Source organism: Rufibacter roseus (genome assembly GCF_001647285.1).
In the GTDB taxonomy this organism is placed as follows: Bacteria; Bacteroidota; Bacteroidia; order Cytophagales; family Hymenobacteraceae; genus Nibribacter; species Nibribacter roseus.
This window is the reverse complement of record NZ_LRML01000020.1, coordinates 1-21,240: the sequence shown is the minus strand read 5'-3', so window position 1 is coordinate 21,240 and position 21,240 is coordinate 1. Positions and strand designations below refer to the sequence as shown.

Here is a 21,240-nt window from a genome sequence, read left to right as displayed (position 1 = left end):
GGAATAAAAGCAGCCTTTCTCTTTCTTTTTTTCTGCTGAATTATCACTTTGGTGTATGTTTTTCGTTCTTAAAGCATTATGATGAAAAAAATAATTCTTTTGATACTGATGCTGTGGGGGGCAGTGGAAAGCAGCTTGGCGCAAGAGGCTGGCTACAGTACCCCTTACTTTATTGAGCTGTACAATGGGGAGCGGGTGTATGCGCGTAAGCTGCAATACAAAAGTCCGCTGTTTAAGCAGAACCATTTTCTGCTGGATGACACCCTGCGGTTTAAACCCGAAGAGGTGAAAGTTTTCCAGAACACTGAGGGCTATTTTGCGCGTGTGAATGCTGGCCGGCGGTTCAGTGACTTTGCTCAACGTGAACGTACTGGGCGCATTTCTACCTTTTTTGTGCTGCGCACCGATTATAACACTTATGGCCCGGGCGTTGGAATGGGTATGGGCGGTTTTGGCAGGTATGGCTATGGCGGCTACGGTTATCCTACCCAACGTAAGGTGTATTACTACTCTAAAGACAATGGGCCACTGGAGCCTTTGACGTACCGTAACCTCAGAGTAGCGCTCTCTGACAACCCAGGTAGTTTAGAAAGCTTGCAGAAGTATAAGAGTGCCCAAACCCTGCAAACAGGTATGTATGTTGCCGGAGCCGGTATAATAGGCGTTGGCTTATACCAGCAGTTCAAAGGTGGGCAGACCTCTAGCTTTTCACCTTTGCTGTTAGTTGGTCTTGGTGTCTCTTTGCTGCCCCAATTACTTAAGTTCACCAGCAAAGACCGTCTTTCAGAGGCCATTGAGCTATACAACTATGAGCGGGTAGATTAAACAAACGCTGCTGGTTAAAAAAAGAAAGGCCCACCTTTGTTAAGGTGGGCCTTTTTTAGGGGGTAAAGGGGGAAAGCAAGGCTGTGTTGACGCATGGGGGCTGCGCCAACAGATTATTTCAGGCTGGCGCTTGGAGCTACTACAGTCTTAGACTTAGCGGTATCTTTCTTTTTGTTTCTGGAAGCCTTCAGGAAGGTATTCAATACATAACCTCCTTCTCCGTCTATAGTAACCAGGCTCCACTCATCATTAATTTTGCGAACGCGCGTTACATGCTCGCCTGGATTCAAATAACGCATCACCTCTGTAGACATGCTTGGCTGGCGGTGCATGGCTATTTGGTCATCATTTTCACGAGTGGCAGGAGTTTGGGCAAATACAGTAAATACTTGCGCTAAAATTAATGCTGAAAGAAGAAGAAAGCGTTTCATAGTGGTAAATTTTAAAGTGTTTTAAAAGTGGTTTTAGTTAAAATAAATTGTCTTATGTTAAGAATTTGTTAAAGCTTTTTTTCAGGAAAGGGTGTAAAAAGCAGGGTCAGATTTTTGTCTGTCCTTTTTTTATTTCCTAATTGAAAACTGATTACACCTTTATAGATGCAGATTTTTAAAGATGGTTGCTTTAGGCTAAAAAAATTTCTTTAAATTATTACTCTCTTTAAAACAGTTGGTTGTTTGTTGTAGAGATGGGTTGGTTCGGTTACAATATGTTTGCGCCTGCGTATTTTTAACTGGTAAATAGCTACGCATGCTGGATGATGCAAGTCAATACCTATGCCAAAATTTAAAATATTGTCTGTCAGTTGTTTATAGCTGTTTTGTTTTGATAGTAATGTTCAAAAATGGGCACTTATTATTCAGTATCGGACACCTGTTTAATATCTTCTAAATTGTTGCCTGCATTTTCTACTATTGGTTTAAAATAACGGTGCTAAGGTAATGGGGTGTTTTTTATGGGGCAAGGGTTTATGAGGTGATTAACATATGTTTAACTTAAATGAATCTGATTTCTTATTGTATTAACATATTCTTAAATAAGAGAGAATATATGTTGGAAAATAAGTGTGAGATATCAGAAAGGAATTGAGAAAAATAAGTTCGTGTTATTTAAATCATGAATAACGAAAATAGGAGAAGTAATAGTATGGCAGAAAGAGCGTTTAATTTTTGTGGAAGAGGGAAGCGCTGAAAGGTTCAGCCAATTGGGGCATGCTTGGCTTTGCCCCTGCATATTTTTTGTAAGAGTATGGTGCGGCGGAGCTGTGTTTCTGGCTCATTTTTCTGAAAGTAGGGCAAAAACGCGTACATAAAGTGCAGGTATGGGTAGAATCGTTTACCTTTAAATATATGGAACCATTGCTACTGTTACATGGGGCTCTAGGGGCGCAGAGCCAATTTGAGCCATTGCTACCACTGTTGCCGGCGCAAGTGCCGGTATACTCTTTCAACTTTGAAGGGCACGGTGGTGCCGGTATGCCCGGAGGACCTTTTAGAATTGAGACCTTTGTACAGCAGTTGCTGGAATGGATAAACGACCGCGGCTTTACAAAGGTGAATGTATTTGGCTTTAGCATGGGTGGCTATGTGGCGCTGGAGGCTGCCCGCCAGAGACCCGAAAATTTCTCCAGTATTTTCACCTTGGCAACCAAATTTGCCTGGTCGCCGGAGGCGGCTACGCATGAGACTTCCCGCCTGCGCCCCGACGTAGTGACAGAAAAATTGCCTGCTTTTGCCCAAACACTAGAGGAAAGGCATGCTCCCCAGAATTGGGAAGAGGTTATGTTGCGCACCGCCGAAATGATGCTGCACTTGGGTCAGGTGCCCTTGCTTAAACCTGAGCAATTAAGCCAGGTGCCCGTGCCCGTGCGTATTGCCATTGGCGATCGGGACCAAATAGTAACCGTAGAAGAGTCGTTGGCAGTATACAAACAGTTGCCACAGGCGGAACTTCAGGTTTTCCCAAACACCAGACATCCTTTAGAGCAGCTGGACTGGCCTATGCTGGCCCAGGCGCTTCAACATTTTTTCAAGTATGCGTTTTAATTCTTTTGCCTTTACCCTAGCGGTTACGTTCTGTTTAGGACTTGTTTTATTTACTCCAGGCTGTGCCTCAAAAGCTCCCGCTTTCGGGCAGAAAGGCTACACTGAAAACGGAAAAGCCTCTTATTATTCTGATAAGCTGCGTGGCAATAAGATGGCGAATGGCCAGCGGTACCGACCCGGCAAAAGAACAGCCGCTCATAAAAAGTTGCCCTTCGGTACTAAAGTGAAGGTAACTAACCCCGTCAATGGTAAATCAGTTAAAGTACGCATTACCGACCGAGGTCCTTTTGTGGCCGGACGAATCATTGACTTGTCTAAATCAGCGGCCCGTAAGTTAGATATGCAACGAGCCGGAGTGGTGCCGGTGCAAATGAAGGTGATCAAGCCTGCCAAGAATGACTAAGGTTCAAAACAAGAATCCCCGGCAGTACCGCTGCCGGGGATTCTTGTTTTTTCATAGCGTGGTAGAAAGGGAGAATTACATAGGCCTTACTTTGCCCATGCCGCTGTGCTTTACTTTAGGAGAGCCTTTGTAGTCTACGTTTACTATGCCTGCGGCATCTACATTTAACTCTTTGGCTACGTTTACCTCAGCGTTGCCTACACCAGCGGCTTCAATAGTGAAATAATCAGTTTGCAGGTCAGAGGCTTTTAAATTGGAAGCCCCAGCCAATTCCAATTTCACTCTATCTGCCCTGCCTGTCAGGGTAGTGTTGGTTCCGCCGGCAATTTCAGCGTTTAACTCTTTTACCTGAATAGCCATCTCCAGGTTAATGCCTCCGGCAAGCTCTAGGTTAAGTTTGTTAGCGGTTATAGTGTTGGTAGAGGCTAACTTAATGCCACCGCTCAGTTCCAAACTTTGCAGGTCGCGCACCGTTACGTAAACCTTCAGCTTTTTAGCGTTTTTAACGCCCTTGGTTTTAATGTTCAAAATGCCATTGCTCACTTCAGTCTCAATATGAGACATAGTGTTTTCCTCAGCTTCTAATTTCAAACTTTCTTTGTTGCCTTGCGTGAGCACAACTTCAAACCCGCCGGTTATTTTAAGCCCGGTAAAAGCCGGTACGGTGCGGTTTTGGGTAGTGATTTTACCGTTACCCTCTACGGTTTGGGCGTTTACTAATGTAGAAACGCTAAAGAAGGTTAGCAATAGAATAACGAGAGAGAATGCCTTTTTCATAAGGTGTATAGTGAAGGTGTTTTATGCTTCTTTTTTTCATAGATGCAAGAATTGCCCAAAGGTTGCCTAGCCTCTTTTATTTTTCTGAAAAAATTAAATCGCCACGCTTACTATCAAGCCCAAGAGCAGCGTAGCCACACCGGCCACGGTATACAAGAGCAACACCATAAGCATGTTGAAGAAAGTGCGGATGTAGCTTCTCTTAAACACACGCTTTAGGCCAAGGTACAAGTAAAGAATGCCCAATAGATTAAACCATCCAAACAAGCCGCCTGGTGAAAACACGTAGAGCAACAGCATGTATAGGGTATAAAGCAAAAAGAAAAAGCAGTGCAGATGAATGCTGAACATGAGGTGCTCCATGTAATACCGGCGGGCACGGTAAAAAACCAATTTCAGCAGCAAAGCAAACACGGGCATGAGTACAAACATCATTACAGATAGGTACTTCAATGCTTTTAACAAAACCTCGTTTTTGGGGAGTTTTTGCAGATTGGCAACTTTCTGTAAGCTGCCACGGTAAAGCCAGTTAGGGTCATCAACGCCAAATTTACCCAAGGCTGAGTCTAACTGTGCCTGTGTAGCGTGCTGGGGCAAATCAACCAATATATCTGAAGTTGTCAAGTTTGCCTTGGAGGTGTCTGAAGGGTTTGGGTATGTTTTATATTGATTATTCGCCTTAGGGTTTGGTTCAGAGGCAGGTCCGGGTACGGCTAAGTTCTCTGGTTTTTCTGAGGCCGCTGCTTCAGCGGCACGTACATCAATAGCAAAAGATTTTTCACCTTCCTTTATGCTGCTTACTCTAAGCGAGAGCAATAAGAAAAAGACAAAGCTGATGAACACATACAACCTGATGGGCGGCACATAACCTACCCGCCGGCCCCGGTGAAATTCGTTCGTTAACCTACCCGGATAAAAAAGCAGATATTTAACCGTGGTCCAGAATTTACTGTCATAATGAATAGTGCCTTCCAACAGCTCCAGCGCTACATGTTTGAAGGGTACGTTCAGGTCATGGTTTTCCTGCCCACAGCGGGGGCAGAAGTTATCTGGCTGCTCTTTTTCAAAAACAAAATTGCAGTTGGTGCAGACAGGGTATTTGCGACGATGCTTTGCCATACGGGCAACAAAAAAAGCTATATATATAGAAAGCAATATAGCTAAATTGCCTGTAGCTTTCCAAAGAAGCCGAGGCGAATGAAAGAGGTAGGTTTTAGCGGGTTGGGCCTGTATTTCAAAATGAAGAAGTGGCTGTTTTTGAGCTGAATTCTGAAAACGAAGGCAAAAACAGCAAAACAATCAAAATTAAAATACGCGGTAGGTAAAATGTAAATGACTAGACATTGCCAGGTTAGTGGCCATGGCTGTCAGGGTGCAGGGTGAGAAAGAACTTTTTGCCCTTAGGCAGGTATTGAATGAATAGAATTTCCATTTCTGAACAAATATTAGGCAGGCAACGCAGGGTGATGGCATTTAAAAACTGTACCGCATGCGCTGCTGTTACTATACAATGAAGAAGACAATGTTTATAATATTGACCACTCTGGGCGGCATTGCCGCCACCGGAGCACTTTTTTTGGCTTTTGCGCCGCAATTTGGGGCTACCGCCAAAGGCCAGAGCCTGGAGCGCATCAAGAATTCTCCGCAGTACCACAACGGGCAGTTCCAAAATACATCAGACACCCCCATGATGCTGGATGCTTCTTTTCAGGAGAAAGTGAGTCTGTGGTCAAAGTTTATTACCGGCGTGGAAGGGGCAACGCCAGAAGACAAGCTGCCCATGCTCACTCATAAGAAAGAGGACTTCGCGCAGGCGCCAGCGCAAGGGCTGCAAGTAACCTGGTTTGGCCATTCGGCGGTGCTCATTGAACTGAACGGGAAACGAATTTTCGCTGACCCCATGTTGGGGAAACGAGCTTCGCCGGTGTCTTTCATTGGCTCTAAACGTTTCAGTGAGGAGCTGCCCATTGCCATTGAAGACCTGCCCCCACTGGATTACGTTCTGCTCTCTCATGACCATTATGACCACCTAGACCATGGCACCATCAAAAAGCTGAAAGAGAAGGTTAAACACTTTTTAGTGCCCTTGGGGGTGGCAGCTCATTTAATTAAGTGGGGCGTGCCTGAAGAAAGAGTTACTGAGTTTGACTGGTGGGAATATGCTACCATTGATGGTTTTTTCTTTGCCGCCACGCCCGCCCGCCATTTTTCAGGACGTACGCTCTGGGATAGAAACGCCACGCTTTGGTGCTCCTGGGTTATTAAGAACGGAGATCAATCGGTGTACTTCGGCGGTGACTCTGGCTATGATGAGCATTTCAAACAGATTGGCCACAAATACGGCCCCTTTGATTTGACTATGCTAGAGTGCGGTCAGTACAACCAGGCATGGCGGTACATTCACATGATGCCCGAAGAAACAGCCCAAGCTCATCTGGATTTGAAAGGCGAAGTGCTCATGCCCACTCATTGGGGAGCTTTTTCACTGGCCCTGCACCACTGGAAAGAACCTATCATGCGCCTCACCAAAGCCGCCGCAGAAAAGAACGTTACACTGGCTACTCCCATTATTGGCCAAACCTGGAAAGTGGGGCAAGAGCTGCCGCAAAAAAAGTGGTGGGAGCCGCTGAATTAACATTCATTGGCTTATTGAGCTGTTTTAGGCGTAGTTTTTCAAAAGCAGGCCTAAAACAGGAATGTTAGTCTAAGCCCCATGCTCGCTAGAGAAGTGCATTAATAACTGTTAATGTTCCACGCATTCCGTCCCCCTTTGAAGGTGGTAGGGGGATGACAAGGACAGCGGGAGTCGTAAAGCTCATGCTAAACGAAAATTAATAGCACAAATTCATCGAAAATTTTTATCAGCAAGAGTAATTAACACCCACCCCCTTCAAAGAGGGACGGAATACTTAATCATCTTTCCTTCTGTTAATCACAATAAAAGGCTGTGATAAACATATCGGGCCTAGAGCAGCAATTGGTCATTTGCCGCTGAACGAGTACTTTTAAGAAGATTTACTACTCAGTCTTCTGCTATGCTACCTCGGCTACACCCATCAAAACTTTGGACACTTACTACTTGCCTGCTGTGGGGGCTGCTGTGCATTAATGCCTGCGCGCCTTCAAAAAAAGTACTGGTAAGCCCCCATGATGAGCGCCTAACATACATGGGGCGCATAGGCAAACCTAACGAAGAGAAAGCCGTGTTTTACTGGCCCGGCACTTCGGTGAAAATCAATTTTGAAGGAACCTCCTTGCAAGCCCATTTGAAAGACAACACCGGCAAAAGTTACTACAATGTCATTTTAAACGGCGATAGCATCTCGCTGCTACAGCCTGACACCGTTTTGCGGTCTTACGTGCTGGCCAATAATCTTGCCCCAGGAAAGCATTCTGTGGAGCTGTTCCGCCGGACGGAGTGGGATTTTGGAATTACTGATTTCCATGGTTTTCAGCTGGAGAAAGGTGCTAAGGTTTTACCGCCAGATGCCCCCAAGAACCGCAAGATGGTTTTCTATGGTAACTCCATTACAGTAGGCTACGCCGCCGAAGACTATTCTGGCAAAGACAGTCCGGCAGGAACAAACACGAACAACTACATCAGTTACGGCGCCCTCACCGCCCGCCATTTTAATGCAGAGTACAGCTGCGTGTGCAAAAGCGGAATAGGGATCATGATTAGCTGGGGCCCGGTTACCATGCCCGAAATCTATGACCGCGTCAACCCCACCGACCCCAGCAGCCAATGGGACTTCTCGCAAGACAAGCCTGATGTGGTGGTGGTGAATCTTTTCCAGAACGACTCATGGCTTGTGAACCGACCCGACCATGCCGAGTTTAAACGTATTTTTGGCACCACAAAACCAACCGAAGAGCAGATTGTGCAGGCCTACCAGAACTTCATCAAGACTTTGAGGGGCCATTATCCAAACGCGCACATCATCTGCGCCCTTGGCAACATGGACATCACCCGTGAGGGCTCTCCTTGGCCAAACTACGTGCAACAGGCGGCTCAGGGGCTGAATGACAAAAAAATCTACACCCACTTCATGCCCTATAAAGATACACCTGGTCACCCGCGGGTAGAGGAGCAGAAAGCCATGGCCCAAAGCTTGATTCAGTTCATTGAGGAAAACATAAAGTGGTAACTTGCGCTCCTGTTCCATACTACCATGAAAGAGCTTTTGCACGAAGGAAAAACCTTTGAAAAAATAGATTACGCCGGCAAAGGCGTGTCAGGGCGTGAGTTTGAAGGCTGCGTCTTTAAGCACTGCGATTTTTCTGACTGCAACCTCTCGGGCAATGAGTTCACTGACTGCACCTTTGAGCATTGCAACTTAAGCATGGCCTCTTTCCAGAGTGCCAGTCTGAGGGACGTTACATTCCGGAACTGCAAACTCATGGGCGTAGACTTCAGCCTGTGCAATGATTTTCTGTTCTCTGTATCGTTCTCTGACTGTACCTTGGACTACACCTATTTTGGTAAAAAGAAGCTGAAGAAGACTTTGTTCAAAACTTGCTCCATTAAGGAAGCTAACTTCACCGATGCAGATTTGAGTGAGGCAGTTTTCCAAGACTGCGACCTCAGCCGGACTATTTTTGACCGCACCAATCTGGAGAAGACCAACTTTTTAACCGCCTATAACTTTGAATTAGACCCAGAGCAGAACCGACTGAAGAAAGCTAAATTCTCAGCGCAGGGCGCACTGGGGCTGTTGGCAAAGTATGATATTATAATCAAGTAAGTAGTAAGACTAGGGTAAGCACACACTCCTTAATTCCGTTACTCTGTAAGGAAACTTCTGGCGAGCTGTAGTAGCAGAGGGGAATTACTTTTCTTTCTTTCTGAATACCAAGAAACTTGTTTTTAGCTTATTTTAGCGAAAACAGCTTCAAAACAGCATGCTCACCTCCGCCTCCATTACCTACCATAATCAATCATACCAGTTTAACCCGCTGCGGCCTATAGACATTTCCTTACCATTAGCAGCGGGTGCCGAAGGGGTAAATTGCTTCTGGGCGGAGCCGGTGGAGATAGAAACGATCACGGTGGGTAGCTTTGTGGGGAGTGTAGCCCAAGGCGGGTCTACCAATTACCAGCGTGTGCACCTCACGCCCCACGGAAACGGCACTCACACCGAGTGCTACGGCCATATCTCGCCTGACCCTACTGCTACGCTAGACCAATGCCTGCACCGGTTTATGTTTGTGGCGCAGGTGGTGTCTGTGCAGCCAAGGCCGCAGGAAAACGGAGATTTAGTTGTAATGGCTCAGGATGTAGTGGCGCAGTTGTTTGAAGATCATTTGCCTGAGGCCTTAGTGCTTCGCACATTGCCCAATACAGAAATCAAGCGTACTGCTCAGTACTCCGGTACTAACCCCACCTACATTGAGCCTGCCCTGGCAGCCTATCTAGCTGACAACGGCATAGAGCATCTGCTGCTTGATCTACCATCGGTTGATCGAGAACAAGATGGAGGAGCCTTGCTGGCTCATCTCGCCTTTTGGCAGTACCCAGCTAACATTCGGAAGAATGCTACCATTACCGAGCTGATTTTTGTGCCCAATACCGTATCAGACGGACTGTACCTGCTGCATCATCAGATAACTAGTCTGGTGCTAGATGCCAGCCCCAGCAAGCCTGTCTTATATGCTTTAACTCCTGCTGCCCCTGCACCAGCAGATACTGTCTCTTTTGTAGAGGCACCGCATTGAGGAAATTTCTGATTGAAGAAATCTTCACAAATTACTACTCGAATACAAAGACTGCAGTGGCCTTTGGTTTGGGCAATTATCATAAAAAACAGGCTGAAAACAGGAAAATAGGCGAAAGGAGGAAATTCCGTATTAATTACATCTGTCTGAGGATAGATATCTGTATCTTTGCGTTCCCCATTTACTACAAAACGCACTAAGGAAGCTTTGCGCTTTAAAGCTTTGTGCTGGCGTTCTTAACTAATAAGAACATGCAAAACTATCCTAATCTTCAAGTTGACCTGTTTAACTGCGACAAAGAGCCTATACATATAATAGGTCAAATTCAGCCGTGCGGCTTCTTGCTGGTGCTGAATGCAGAAACGCTATTGATAGAGCAAGCAAGCCAGAACACCGGTGAGTTTTTAGGCTATGCTCCCGAAGAACTGCTGGGGCAGGCCTTTGCAGTACTGTTGAAGGAGGAGGAAGCTTCAATTACCGCCAAGAGTTTGCTAGAGGCTGGTCCGCAGAACCCACAGCTACTGATGTTGAACGGACGGCAAATTATTGCTTTCTGCCATCTCTCTGATGGAAAAATTATTCTGGAGGGAGAGCATTACCTGCCTTATTCAGATGAAGAAAAGCTTGCCCATAACCGTGTGCTTACGCAACTGCACGAGCGGCTAAACACATTGGGCAGTTTGACCCAGGTAGCGGAAGCCGTGGCAGAAGTTTTACTGGAAGTGCTGCAATATGACCGGGTAAACATTACTCAGTTTGATGCAGATTGGCATTCAGATGTAATTGCAGAAAGCAGAACCCAGCGTCTTCCCTCTTTTGTAGGCCATCATTTCCCAGCCACTGATATTCCGGCACCTGCCCGTGAGTTGCTTCGGCAAAAGCACATACGGCAAATTCCGGATGTGAATGCGGTAGCGGTGGGTATTACTCCCTACTTTAACCCTACTACTGGGGTGCCCACCAATATTCTGCAGTCTGAGTTCCGGAATCCTTCTGACATGCACCTGGAGTATGTCAGAAATACTGGAGTAGCGGCAACCATCTCTTTTTCCATCATGGTCAAAGACCAGCTGTGGGGAGTAGTGGCCTGTCATCATTCTGAACCTGCTTATATAGATGTTTGGCGAAGACAGCTATGTGATTTGATTGTAAAGACATTAGCCAATGTCATTGCTTCTATTCAAGAGAGGCGAGACATGGAGCAGTATAATCGGTTTAAGGAAGTAGAAGAGGTGCTGGTAAACCATCTTTGCGATAACCATAATATTCAGGAAGCACTTTTCAAGCTGCAGCCCTGCCTGCTGGACATAACCGAAGGCAGCGGAGCGGCACTTCTGCTGGACGGAGTTCTCACCACCTGCGGGCAAACTCCATCAGGAAAGCAAATTGAGTCTTTGGTGCGCTGGCTCTCGGGACAAAAGAAGAATGTTTTTTATACGCACCAGCTTTCCAAAGAATGGCCCGAGGCAGCTGAGTACCAAGAGATGGCAAGCGGAGTTCTGGCGCTGGAAATCTCAAGATTTAATCTGGAGTACTTACTGTTCTTTAAGCCAGAAATAAAGGAAAACCGCATTTGGGCCGGTAATCCTGAAAAGCCGGTGCAGGAGGCGGGCATGCGCATGCACCCTCGTAAGTCTTTTGAGCAGTGGGTGGAAGTAGTGAAAGGCAAATCATTGCCTTGGGGCATGAATGAACTGGAGGTGGCGGAGCATCTCTTGAAAGATCTGGTGGCCATTCGGCTACGCAACCAAACTGACCGTCTGGAAAGTCTGAACCAGGAACTGCATGATACCACAGAGCAGCTCCTAAGCAAGAACAACCAGCTAGAAGACTTCGCCCGAATTTTGGCCCATAACCTGCGGTCGCCGCTGGCGAATGTGGTAGGGCTATACCAATACTACGCCGGTGCACCCTCAGAAGATAGCGCTGCCTTAGCCCTGCACCACATAAAGCAAGTGGCAGACAACATGCTGCAAACCATTCAGGACCTGAACAACATTCTGCGTACCCAAATGTTAAAAGACTTGCCGGAGGAAAAGGTGTCTTTGGCAGAGTTTGTGGAAAAAGAGCGGCAGAACTTAGAGGCAGTGATAGCGGAATCTAGAGCGGAAATACGTACAGATTTACAAGTGCCTTTCGTGACGGCGCCCAGACCTTACGTAGAAAGTATCCTGCATAATTTTATTTCTAATGCACTCAAATACCGCTCCCCAGACCGCAATCCAGAAGTGCAGGTGAAATCTTGGGTAGAGAATAACCAACTGCATCTTGCTGTGTCTGATAACGGAGTGGGTATGGACTTACAGCAGGTAGGTGATAACCTGTTTGGCCTGTACAAAACTTTCCACCGGAACCAAGACGCCAAGGGCTTGGGGCTATACCTGACCAAAATGCAGGTAAACGCTTTAGGCGGTGAAATTCTGGTTCAGAGCGCACCAGACCAGGGTACTACGTTTACCATAGTTTTTAGCCCCGGTGCCCATTTGCCCGCAGATCTGCCTCAAGGCCTACAGGAGAAAACCACAGCTTAAAAGATGCTTATTTACCTTGTAGTGTAACGACTACTGTGCGTTTGCCACCGTGGTCTCTATGCTCACAGAGGTAAACTCCTTGCCAGGTGCCTAGGTTGAACTGGCCGTTGGTAATAGGAATGGTGACAGATGCGCCTAACATAGAAGCTTTAATGTGCGCAGGCATGTCATCGGGGCCTTCCAGGGTATGGCGGTAATAGGGCGCGTTCTCTGGTACGGCACGGTTGAAATGCTGCTCAAAGTCATGCCGTACAGTAGGGTCGGCGTTTTCGTTGATGGTAAGGCTAGCCGAAGTGTGCTGAATAAAAATATGCGCCAGTCCTATCTCAATCTCTTCCAGTTCAGGCAGCTGCGCCTCCAGTAAATCAGTAATTAAATGGAAGCCGCGTTTTACGGCAGGCAGGCGGATAGATTTCTGAAACCACTTCATACGGTCACGCTATAGTTAATCGTGTACTTCTACGGCCCCTACGTCTGGTTTGATTGGGTCGCGGTCTTTGTTTTGGTAATCAATGGTAGTGACGGCAGGCAAAGGCGTGCCTGCGCCGTTGGCCGGTGAAAGCTTGATGATCTGAAAATCGTAGGCGGGCGCATCTCTGAATTTGGGATCTTCATTGAGATGGTTGTGCAACTCAGCTGCGTTGAAAACTTCAGCATACTCCTTCGTTTTCAGGAAAGAATAAGTAATAGCAATAGTAGAGCCGAGGCTAGAGGGTTCAAACTGCATTTCTTCTTCCTGCCGCCCCCAGATAATGCTGTTGGTAATGGTCACGAAATATGGCTGATGCCTTACGCTCACTTCGTTTAAAGCCAGTTCTTCATAGAAAATAACCGATGGCGTGGTTCTGATGAAGTCATAGCTGTAGTTGGCTAATGTGCTGTAGAGAATGCGGTAGGTTCCGCCCCCGGCACCGGCAAACGCATACTGGCCGCAATTGGTGATAATGCTATTAATCAAATCAACATTTCCGCCCAGGCTAAATACTCCCGCCTGCAGCATGTTTCGGATAAAGGCATGCTGCACCTTTACATCCGGAAGTTGGTTGCCTTCGGCTCGAATAATAATTCCGTTAACCGCATTTTTTATATCAACATACCGTAGCACATTGTTGTGGCTGGAAGGGCCAAACTCCAACCCTACCCACTGGGCGGGGGCGTTGCGGTAACGTTCTTCCTGCCGTATTTGCTGGAAGCCCACCCGGTTTTCGTGCTCTCCTTCTACTATTAGTGTACCTAGAACTTTCAGTTTAACGTTGTTCTGCACATACACCTGCACGCCTTTTTTAATGGTGAGGGTACAGTTTTCGGGCACTGTAACGGTATCATAAATCACGTGGGCTTTGTCTGTGTCCCAGACTTCTGCGCAGCTAGTAACGTAGCCGTTACGGTAGTAGTGGGCGTTTTGGCCGTATGCCCTTAGGTGTACCTTCTGCTGGTTTCCGTTGGTCAGAAACTGGATGGAGTCATCTACCAGAAAAGGAAGATTTTCAGAATTGGGATTAATGGTGGCTTTCACTAATACCAATAGGCTGTCTTTGCCCCTGAGCTCTACGTTCTGCAACGCCGGCCCCGGCTGCCCGTTTACAATCACCTGAAACTGTGATGCACCCAAGCCGCCCACTTTTATCTCTGAAATGCGCACCGCTTTGTCATTGGGGTTGTAGACCTTTAACCGCTTAGTCACACTGCCTACCTCGGTAAAAACGGTGTCAAACATGACGGTGTCAGCGTCAAAGCTCAGCAGGGCGCCTGCGTCTGGGGTAACAACTTCATCTTGGGGTGTGCAGGAACATGCCGCCCACACCACCGCGCACACCAGCGTTATGCTTTTCAGCCAGTACTGCCAATAAGAGGTAGTGTGTGAGGTCATGCGCCGCAAATAAAGTATAATAAGGAGAGGTAGGGAATCTCTTGTTTTTTATTATCTCAAAGGATAAGAACGTGAAAATAACCTTTTCTGTCTATCCGGAATAATCTGTTTTAAGGCTGTCTTCTGAAAAGTAGGCCAAAAACAGAGGCCATAAAAAAAGCGCAGCGGTAAGGCTGCGCTTTTAATGCATTAATTGATTAAGACTGAGCCCCTTCTTTTAAGCGCTCTGCGTTTTCCGCAATTCTAAGCTGCTCAACAAACTCGTCAATATTGCCGTCTACCACGGTAGGCAGGTTGTACACAGTAAGACCAATACGATGGTCTGTCACGCGGCCTTGCGGGTAGTTGTATGTCCTGATTTTATCGGAACGGTCACCGCTGCCCACCATGCTTTTCCGCTGGGCGCCTTCTGCTTCGTTTTTCTTAGCCAGTTCAATTTCATACAAGCGGGAACGAAGTACAGCTAAGGCCTTGTCAAAGTTCTTCAGCTGTGATTTCTGGTCCTGGCACTGCGCCACAATACCCGTAGGAATGTGTGTTAAGCGAACGGCAGAATAAGTGGTGTTCACTGACTGTCCACCAGGTCCTGATGACATGAACAGGTCCTTCCGGATATCGTTCATGTTGATTTCCACATCAAGTTCTTCTACTTCTGGAAGCACTACCACAGAAGCTACCGAGGTATGGATACGTCCCTGAGTTTCGGTAGCCGGAACGCGCTGCACACGGTGCACGCCAGACTCAAACTTAAGCTTGCCGTACACGTCTTCGCCTTTGATGCCAACAATCACCTCTTTGTAACCACCGGCGGTACCTTCCATTACGTCGATTACCTCCATTTTCCAGCCCTGCTTTTCAGCAAAGCGGCTGTACATGCGGTACAGGTCACCGGCAAACAGAGACGCTTCATCACCACCGGCACCCGCTCTAATCTCCATGATGATGTCTTTGCTGTCGTCCGGATCTTTAGGAATGAGCATTTCCTTTATGCGCTCCTCCATTTCCTCGCGTTGTGGCAGAAGTTCGTCTAGCTCTTCTTTAGCCATCTCGCGGAAGTCCTCGTCTTTTTCGGTGGCAATGACTTCTTTGGTATGCTCAATATTGCTGAGCAATAATTTGTAGCGCTCATATTCCGCTACAATTTTTTCAAGGTCTTTAAATTCTTTATTTAAAGACTTATATCTTTTCAGGTCGCTGGCTACATCTGGCTGGATGAGTTGCTCATTTACCTCTTCAAACCGCTGCTTGATTGCTTCCAGTTTATCTAACATCTTCTGCGTTACTTAATTCAGGCCGCAAAGATATGAAAAATCGGCTCATTTGCGGTTGAGTGTTTTTGGCTTATTTTTAGGAAAACAGCCGGAAAACAATAGAAGTTCGTTCTGCGGCATTTGCCTTTATAACAGGGATTTGCCAGTTTGTTACCGTACTACCAGGGTGGTGATGCCATGGCCTATCTGCCCGCCCGGGCTAAGCCCTTCTGCAATTGCTCTGTAGGTGGTGGGGGCGTCAGCGGCAAAGAAGGTAACTTCAGCGGTGCCGGTGCTATCTGTGTAAATGTAGGGTGTCCAGGCAATGGTGGTGCGGAGGTCAGGCTGCTCTACGGTGGCAGGTTGGTCGTAACGGGGCATGTAGAACTCACGGGCAGTGTGGTAACGAATACCACTATACAGGGCTAAGCCTTTGTAGCGCGAGGAAGTAGCTCCGCCTCCGCCGCCTCTCTTCAAAGTGACAGCTATAACGCCATTGCCTCCTTGTCCGCCGTAAATGGCAGAAGAGGGGCCCGGTTTCAATATCTCCACTTTTTCCACCTCCGTCATAGAAATGGTTCTGATAAAATCTGCGTCTATGGGCATGCCGTCTAACAAGAACAAAGGTGTGCCGCCCCCGCGCATAGAAACCTGTCCGCCAGATACCATCAGCCCAGCCACGCGCCCAGCAAGGGCTGAGATGAGGTCTGATCCCATAGGTAAATTATCTCCTTTGATGGTGGCGTCGGCGGTGCTGTGTAAGCCGCTCCGGAACCTGTCTTGCTCTTCTTCCTCCTGTTTTTTACCTCTAATCTCAACTGAATTCAGTAAAATGCTTTTGCCCGCCAATTGATCTAGCCGTAGCTGGTCTCTGTTGTTCTGGAGGTAGCTCCAGAGGGCGTCTGAAAATGGTAAAGGCGGCGGCGCGTAGGGTGCTCTTGGAGCCACGTTTGCAATGGGTAGTCCTTTGTCAAGTACCACTTCCAGAGTGTTGCGGCCTTTTTGGTTACGGGCCTGTACGGCCACGTGCATGCTGTCTGTGAGGTAACCTATACCAATGGCAAACTTGCCCTGCGCGTTGGCTGTGTCTAATAACATAAAGCCAGGTTTGCCTAAGCCTAGCACGGTAATGAGGGCGTTGGGTTCTGGCTTGCCATTTAATTTCTGCACTGTTCCACTTATGGCCAGGTTTCGTTCAAGCGGCGCAGTATACGGCGGAAATTTGTCTTCCAGGATCTCTTGCCAAACAAAGCGCCGCCAGCCTTGGGTAAGCATGAGGTTGTCTAAGGCTAGCGCTACTTCTGGGGTTTGGGCAGAGAAATAGTAGCCCGGTTCTTCAATGTGGCCTCTTAAATCTGAAGTGAGCAGAAGATTTGATAAGATAGTGCCGCTGTTGCCGTTGTGCTCCACTTTTTGAGCATCTGTGACCGCCATAGAGAAATTGCCCTGCACTGGCTGCCCCGACGGAGTTTTTACCTGTAGGCGCATAGTTACTTTCTCCCGGGGCTTATATTGTGACTTGTCTGGGGTAAGCTTTACCTGCAGGTGCTGGTGGTGGTTAATGAATGCTAGCCTCTCTGTCAAAGGTGTGCCGTTTTCGTTGAAAATAGTGAATTGCGCAACGCCAGTAGGAATTTGCTTTTTGGGCACTTTGATGACGAGGAAATCTTTGGCGCTGGTACTGTAGCCAGTGAAGAAGGGAAACCCTCTGCTTTGCCCCACCACACTTAGTGCCTTCGGCTTATTGGCGGCCTCATATCCTAACAGGTACGCTCTTATTCTTATGGTATCAGGCAGAGAATAGTCCACTGACATGACTACTCCCTGGTTTTGAGGCTTAGGCAAGGCATAAATGCTCTCCTTTCCATCTTTCAATTTGATTCTGGCTTCATAGGTTTTCCCCTTTTCCGGGAAGAAGCTTATGCGACCCATGCCGAACTTCAGACTTTTGAAAGTAATAATGTTTTTGCCTGTGTTGTCATAGAGGGTGCCTTCTATGTCCGCACCCAACCCGTTGCTGTCAATGGCTTTAAACCCAAGGGTGCTCCACATGCCACTCACCAGGTTACCTCCCTCCGGGAAAAACTGTACATCCAACGTGTCTGATGCCAGCGGTATTTCAAATCTCTTTTGTGTTTGCCTTTTGCCTTCCACTACCGAAAGCAGGAGCTGGGCGTTTTGCCGGTCTTTTCCGTCGGGCAGGAAAAAGCGGAGCTGAGCTTTGCCCTCAGTGTCTGTCGTTCCTTTGCGTCTTGGAGTGTTTCTCCGGTTCAGGAACGTGTTGTAGAAGAATGGCGTCTGGGGCAACGGTTTTTCCTGCGTGTTCTTGAGCAGAACATCTACTAATACTGAATCGCCTTTCTCCTGCCGGCTGAAATTAAATTTGAGTTCAGGTACCAGATCATCTACTCTAGGGTTGTAGATGTTGACATTCTGGTGAAAGAAGTAGTTTTCGTCAAAGTTCTGCATCCAGCTGGTATAAGCCCTGATGCGGTAAAGTCCGTCTGAAATGGTGTCTGGCAAAGCAAAATCTCCGTGCCCAAGTCCGTTTTGTACCGGTATGGCTATTCTGCTGGTAATAGAGTCTTGCGGATTAATCAGCTCAACATACAGTACCTGGCTCAGTTGACTTGGGGTATGCATGGCCCCATCTACCAAGTAGGCTTTGAACCAGATATCTTCGCCGGCGGCATAATAGGGTTTATCCGTCTGCAGGTATACTTTCTCCTGCGGATAGTTCTGCTCTAGGAATTTTAATTTGCCTATAATTTTTTCCAATACAGGCACACCTTGCCAGCTTTTCAAAGTGAAAGCGCCAAATAAAGCAGCAAAGGAAAATAATAGAGCAAAGGCAATGGCTTTGTTTTTGCGAAGCATGGGAGTGGGCCAGCAGGCGGAGGAACAGTGTGAATTAGCTTTTTAAATGTACTGAATTCAAATGTAAAACAGGGTGTGAGCGGCCAATATTGTAGTTGCTCATGATGCATGACCGCGGATAATGAGTTAGTCAGGAACTATGCCCATAGCCTTTCTAGAAACCGGAGCGCGTTTTGGTGACTAAGATCTGCCAGTTCCGCCGTAGAGTACCTCTGCGACAGGCGCTGCAGAATTTCCGGATATTTGCTTGCGTTCTGGTGCTCTTCATGGAAGTTAGATACCCAATCTCCAGTAATCTCAGCCTCCTGAAAATAGTCAGCCCCGAAGCACACAGCTTGAGGTGCATGCTCCAGCCCGTAGCTGATATGCTCCAGCAAGACCTCTGGCTGCTCGGGGTGCGTGAATTTTTTCAGGAAGTTCATGCCAATTAGACCCTTCCGCCGCACTACCTCCTGCACCAGCTCATTAGGCAGGTTTCTGGGGTTGTCATACACGGTTCTGAAGTTGGAGTGGCTGGCAATGACAGGTATGTGTAAGTTGTTCTGGTCAATGAAGTTGAGCATGTCATGAGCGGCGGCGTCTGAGGTATGAGCCAAGTCTAACGCAATTCTTTTCCCGCTCAGGTACCGGAGTAGTTCCTCTCCGTCGGGTTTTAAGCCAACGCCAGGTGTATAATTGCCGCCACTGAACCGGTTCTCATCTGCATGGGTGAAGCTGATGTACAAAATAGGCCCCGCCAACGCAATAATTTCTTCCAGGCGGGCAAAGGCTTTTTCCAGGGGCTCATTTTCCTCTGCTAGCCCCGAGGCATTCTCAATAGCGGCCACTATGGCAATTTTGTCATCTGGCAAGGCTCTGTTTTTGACCTGACTTTCAGAAAAGGGGGCAAAAACAGAATCTGGCTGCAAGAGTGTGTCCCTGAAAATATGGGCTTGCTTAAGAGTGAACTCAGTACTGCCAGGCTCAGTGGGCGTAAAAAAAGCCATGGTCTGCAGCCGTACCTGCCCCGCCTGTAAATGCGGAATAGCACAGCCAATGCGCTGCACATCCATAGGCGTTGCTCCGGGTATCCATGCCAAATAGCCGGTTAGGTCGCAGTGCAGGTCAACAATGGGAAACATGGCTCTAATGATTAATGAACAATGAGTAGTGATTAATGGGCAGAGAACAATTAACAATCAAAGAGGTCAGTTTACGAAGAACCGGTGAGCTACACACCACAAAGCCGGATTTTTTGCCGAATTTTGCAAAACGAAACTAAAACAGGGATGGCGTTGTGCTGTTCCTCCCGCTTATGACAACATTTCCAGCTATACTTTTACACGCAGGCAAAGAACATTCACTCAAACGCTTCCACCCGTGGGTTTTCTCAGGGGCCATCAAAAAAGTAGAGGGCGAAGTGCAGGAAGGCGACATTGTGCAGGTGTTCACCAACCGCCGCGAGTTCCTTGGCATGGGACATTTCCAACCAGGTTCCATTGCCGTGCGCATCTTCTCTTTTGCCCCCGTAGAGCCTGATTATGCTTTTTGGCTAAGCAAAGTGCGCCGCGCCTACGACTACCGCAAAGAGCAAGGCTTTATTGATAACCCCACCACCGATGTGTACCGCCTCATCTTCGCCGAAGGCGACAGCCTGCCTGGCCTGATTGTAGATGTGTACGGCAACACCGCCGTATTGCAGGCGCACAACGTAGGCATGTACCGCGTGCGGGAGCAGATTGCGAAGGCACTGGTGGAGGTGTACAACGGTAAATTAACTGCCGTGTATGATAAGAGCGCTGAAACACTTCCAAATAAAGGGCCGGAGCAAGGCCAGAATGGTTACTTAGTTGGTGAGACTCCGGTGCCGCACGTGGTGCAGGAAAATGGAAATAAGTTTTTGGTGGACTGGGTCACTGGGCAGAAAACTGGTTTCTTCATTGACCAACGTGAAAACCGTCAGCTGCTGGCGCACTATTCCAAAGGTAAAACCGTTCTTAACACCTTCTGCTACACCGGCGGCTTCTCTATTTACTCGCTCAACGCCGGAGCCAAAGCGGTACATTCCGTAGATGTTTCTAAAAAAGCCATTGTATTAACCGAGCAAAACGCCGAACTGAACAACGGCCAAGACCGCCACGAAGCCTACTCCGTTGACACCTTTGAGTTTCTGAAAGGCAAAGAGGACCTGTACGATGTGATTGTGCTGGACCCGCCCGCCTTTGCCAAAAGCCAGAAAGTTCGGCACAACGCGCTCATGGGCTACAAGCGCCTAAACGCCGAGGCCATTCAAAAAATTAAGCCGGGCGGCATCATCTTCACGTTCTCCTGCTCCGGTGTGGTAGACAAATACCTTTTCGCCAGCACTGTGATGGCCGCCGCCATTGAAGCAGGACGTAACGTCAAGGTCATGCACCACCTCTCCCAACCCGCCGACCACCCCATCAGCATCTTCCACCCAGAGGGGGAGTATTTGAAGGGTTTGGTGTTGTATGTTGAATAAGAAATACAGTGAACAATCATCAATAATTAGTTAACAGTAAGTATTTAGAATGCTGTTTTAGGGCTGCTTTTAATAAAATAGCTCAAAATCAAGAAGAAATCTGTAGAGACTAGGCATCGCCTTGTCTCCCACGTTATCAAGATTATGTGGTGAGTGCTGCTACTGGTGCAGACACTCGCAGGTCTTGAAGACGCTGCGAGGTCTTTTGAGCAAGCGGTTTAGGCTTGGTTAGATAAACAGGATAAGTTTAGATATACAGGAAAGGTTTTTCCTTCATCTTGCCTGCCAATTTTCCTTGTAGCTTACTACCAGCAGATTCCCCCTTTGAAGGGGGCGAAGGGGGATGTTTACACAGGAGTGTCCACACATCCCTGATGTATGGGTGAGGGTGCCTTTGCGTATCTTCAACTTATACTAGTAAAATAAAAGCCCTCTGTTTTGGAGCTGTTTTTTCAGAAAACAGCTCCA

General features: G+C 47.5%; 17 protein-coding genes. 9 read left to right on the top strand and 8 right to left on the bottom strand.

Features of this window, described 5'->3' with window-relative positions; all coding sequences use genetic code 11:
- Positions 1–78: 78 nt before the first annotated feature.
- Positions 79–825 (top strand): hypothetical protein, encoded by a 747-nt coding sequence (locus A8O23_RS19600; protein ID WP_066625281.1) that lies wholly within the window; start codon positions 79–81, stop codon positions 823–825.
- 113 nt (positions 826–938) lie between these two features.
- Here the strand turns inward: A8O23_RS19600 and A8O23_RS19595 are convergent, their stop codons facing one another.
- Positions 939–1,256, bottom strand: coding sequence for an SH3 domain-containing protein (locus A8O23_RS19595; protein ID WP_066625279.1), 318 nt, complete (start codon positions 1,254–1,256; stop codon positions 939–941).
- Positions 1,257–2,171: 915 nt separating this feature from the next.
- Here A8O23_RS19595 and A8O23_RS19590 point away from each other — a divergent pair.
- Together A8O23_RS19590 and A8O23_RS19585 are read left to right on the top strand one after the other, a co-directional pair.
- Positions 2,172–2,867, top strand: a complete 696-nt coding sequence (locus A8O23_RS19590) for an alpha/beta fold hydrolase (RefSeq protein ID WP_066625379.1) — start codon at positions 2,172–2,174, stop codon at positions 2,865–2,867.
- Positions 2,857–3,270 (top strand): septal ring lytic transglycosylase RlpA family protein, encoded by a 414-nt coding sequence (locus tag A8O23_RS19585; protein ID WP_066625277.1) that lies wholly within the window; start codon positions 2,857–2,859, stop codon positions 3,268–3,270. The genes A8O23_RS19590 and A8O23_RS19585 overlap by 11 nt, the downstream gene beginning before the upstream one ends.
- Before the next feature lie 75 nt (positions 3,271–3,345).
- Here the strand turns inward: A8O23_RS19585 and A8O23_RS19580 are convergent, their stop codons facing one another.
- Both A8O23_RS19580 and A8O23_RS19575 read right to left on the bottom strand, forming a co-directional pair.
- Positions 3,346–4,047 (bottom strand): head GIN domain-containing protein, encoded by a 702-nt coding sequence (locus A8O23_RS19580; RefSeq protein ID WP_066625275.1) that lies wholly within the window; start codon positions 4,045–4,047, stop codon positions 3,346–3,348.
- A gap of 93 nt (positions 4,048–4,140) precedes the next feature.
- Positions 4,141–5,166 carry a DUF3667 domain-containing protein gene (locus A8O23_RS19575; protein ID WP_066625271.1) on the bottom strand — a complete coding sequence of 342 codons (1,026 nt, stop codon included), beginning with the start codon at positions 5,164–5,166 and terminating at the stop codon, positions 4,141–4,143.
- 391 nt (positions 5,167–5,557) lie between these two features.
- Between A8O23_RS19575 and A8O23_RS19570 the strand changes: the two genes are divergently transcribed.
- From A8O23_RS19570 to A8O23_RS19545, 5 genes are all read left to right on the top strand, one after another.
- Complete coding sequence (locus tag A8O23_RS19570; protein ID WP_066625269.1) at positions 5,558–6,682, top strand: MBL fold metallo-hydrolase; 1,125 nt, start codon at positions 5,558–5,560, stop codon at positions 6,680–6,682.
- A gap of 400 nt (positions 6,683–7,082) precedes the next feature.
- Complete coding sequence (locus tag A8O23_RS19565; protein ID WP_066625267.1) at positions 7,083–8,195, top strand: SGNH/GDSL hydrolase family protein; 1,113 nt, start codon at positions 7,083–7,085, stop codon at positions 8,193–8,195.
- A gap of 24 nt (positions 8,196–8,219) precedes the next feature.
- On the top strand, positions 8,220–8,792 hold the full coding sequence (locus A8O23_RS19560) for a pentapeptide repeat-containing protein (protein ID WP_066625266.1): 573 nt from the start codon (positions 8,220–8,222) through the stop codon (positions 8,790–8,792).
- Between the two features lie 157 nt (positions 8,793–8,949).
- Positions 8,950–9,762: a cyclase family protein gene (locus tag A8O23_RS19555; RefSeq protein ID WP_066625264.1), complete on the top strand. Its 813-nt coding sequence runs from the start codon at positions 8,950–8,952 to the stop codon at positions 9,760–9,762.
- Between the two features lie 251 nt (positions 9,763–10,013).
- Positions 10,014–12,293: an ATP-binding protein gene (locus A8O23_RS19545; protein ID WP_153042295.1), complete on the top strand. Its 2,280-nt coding sequence runs from the start codon at positions 10,014–10,016 to the stop codon at positions 12,291–12,293.
- Positions 12,294–12,300: 7 nt separating this feature from the next.
- Here the strand turns inward: A8O23_RS19545 and A8O23_RS19540 are convergent, their stop codons facing one another.
- The 5 genes from A8O23_RS19540 to A8O23_RS19520 all read right to left on the bottom strand — a co-directional run bounded on the left by A8O23_RS19540 (position 12,301) and on the right by A8O23_RS19520 (position 19,411).
- Entirely contained in the window at positions 12,301–12,723 is a 423-nt protein-coding gene (locus A8O23_RS19540) for a secondary thiamine-phosphate synthase enzyme YjbQ (RefSeq protein WP_066625252.1), read from the bottom strand.
- A 15-nt stretch (positions 12,724–12,738) separates the two neighbouring features.
- Entirely contained in the window at positions 12,739–14,163 is a 1,425-nt protein-coding gene (locus A8O23_RS19535; RefSeq protein WP_066625249.1) for a hypothetical protein, read from the bottom strand.
- Positions 14,164–14,360: 197 nt separating this feature from the next.
- Positions 14,361–15,434 carry a peptide chain release factor 1 gene (gene prfA, locus A8O23_RS19530; protein ID WP_066625246.1) on the bottom strand — a complete coding sequence of 358 codons (1,074 nt, stop codon included), beginning with the start codon at positions 15,432–15,434 and terminating at the stop codon, positions 14,361–14,363.
- Between the two features lie 150 nt (positions 15,435–15,584).
- Positions 15,585–18,290 carry an MG2 domain-containing protein gene (locus tag A8O23_RS19525; protein ID WP_066625244.1) on the bottom strand — a complete coding sequence of 902 codons (2,706 nt, stop codon included), beginning with the start codon at positions 18,288–18,290 and terminating at the stop codon, positions 15,585–15,587.
- Positions 18,291–18,427: 137 nt separating this feature from the next.
- Positions 18,428–19,411, bottom strand: coding sequence for a dipeptidase (locus A8O23_RS19520; RefSeq protein WP_066625243.1), 984 nt, complete (start codon positions 19,409–19,411; stop codon positions 18,428–18,430).
- A gap of 173 nt (positions 19,412–19,584) precedes the next feature.
- On the opposite strand from A8O23_RS19520, the gene A8O23_RS19515 reads away from it, so the two are divergent.
- Positions 19,585–20,772 (top strand): class I SAM-dependent rRNA methyltransferase, encoded by a 1,188-nt coding sequence (locus A8O23_RS19515; RefSeq protein ID WP_066625240.1) that lies wholly within the window; start codon positions 19,585–19,587, stop codon positions 20,770–20,772.
- The last annotated feature ends 468 nt before the right edge of the window (positions 20,773–21,240 follow it).

Bases quoted from the DNA above. Each gene is read 5' to 3' on its own strand.
- A8O23_RS19600 (WP_066625281.1), top strand. From the start codon at position 79: ATGATGAAAAAAATAATTCTTTTGATACTGATGCTGTGGGGGGCAGTG.
- A8O23_RS19595 (WP_066625279.1), bottom strand. From the start codon at position 1,256: ATGAAACGCTTTCTTCTTCTTTCAGCATTAATTTTAGCGCAAGTATTT.
- A8O23_RS19590 (WP_066625379.1), top strand. From the start codon at position 2,172: ATGGAACCATTGCTACTGTTACATGGGGCTCTAGGGGCGCAGAGCCAA.
- A8O23_RS19585 (WP_066625277.1), top strand. From the start codon at position 2,857: ATGCGTTTTAATTCTTTTGCCTTTACCCTAGCGGTTACGTTCTGTTTA.
- A8O23_RS19580 (WP_066625275.1), bottom strand. From the start codon at position 4,047: ATGAAAAAGGCATTCTCTCTCGTTATTCTATTGCTAACCTTCTTTAGC.
- A8O23_RS19575 (WP_066625271.1), bottom strand. From the start codon at position 5,166: ATGGCAAAGCATCGTCGCAAATACCCTGTCTGCACCAACTGCAATTTT.
- A8O23_RS19570 (WP_066625269.1), top strand. From the start codon at position 5,558: ATGAAGAAGACAATGTTTATAATATTGACCACTCTGGGCGGCATTGCC.
- A8O23_RS19565 (WP_066625267.1), top strand. From the start codon at position 7,083: ATGCTACCTCGGCTACACCCATCAAAACTTTGGACACTTACTACTTGC.
- A8O23_RS19560 (WP_066625266.1), top strand. From the start codon at position 8,220: ATGAAAGAGCTTTTGCACGAAGGAAAAACCTTTGAAAAAATAGATTAC.
- A8O23_RS19555 (WP_066625264.1), top strand. From the start codon at position 8,950: ATGCTCACCTCCGCCTCCATTACCTACCATAATCAATCATACCAGTTT.
- A8O23_RS19545 (WP_153042295.1), top strand. From the start codon at position 10,014: ATGCAAAACTATCCTAATCTTCAAGTTGACCTGTTTAACTGCGACAAA.
- A8O23_RS19540 (WP_066625252.1), bottom strand. From the start codon at position 12,723: ATGAAGTGGTTTCAGAAATCTATCCGCCTGCCTGCCGTAAAACGCGGC.
- A8O23_RS19535 (WP_066625249.1), bottom strand. From the start codon at position 14,163: ATGACCTCACACACTACCTCTTATTGGCAGTACTGGCTGAAAAGCATA.
- prfA (WP_066625246.1), bottom strand. From the start codon at position 15,434: ATGTTAGATAAACTGGAAGCAATCAAGCAGCGGTTTGAAGAGGTAAAT.
- A8O23_RS19525 (WP_066625244.1), bottom strand. From the start codon at position 18,290: ATGCTTCGCAAAAACAAAGCCATTGCCTTTGCTCTATTATTTTCCTTT.
- A8O23_RS19520 (WP_066625243.1), bottom strand. From the start codon at position 19,411: ATGTTTCCCATTGTTGACCTGCACTGCGACCTAACCGGCTATTTGGCA.
- A8O23_RS19515 (WP_066625240.1), top strand. From the start codon at position 19,585: ATGACAACATTTCCAGCTATACTTTTACACGCAGGCAAAGAACATTCA.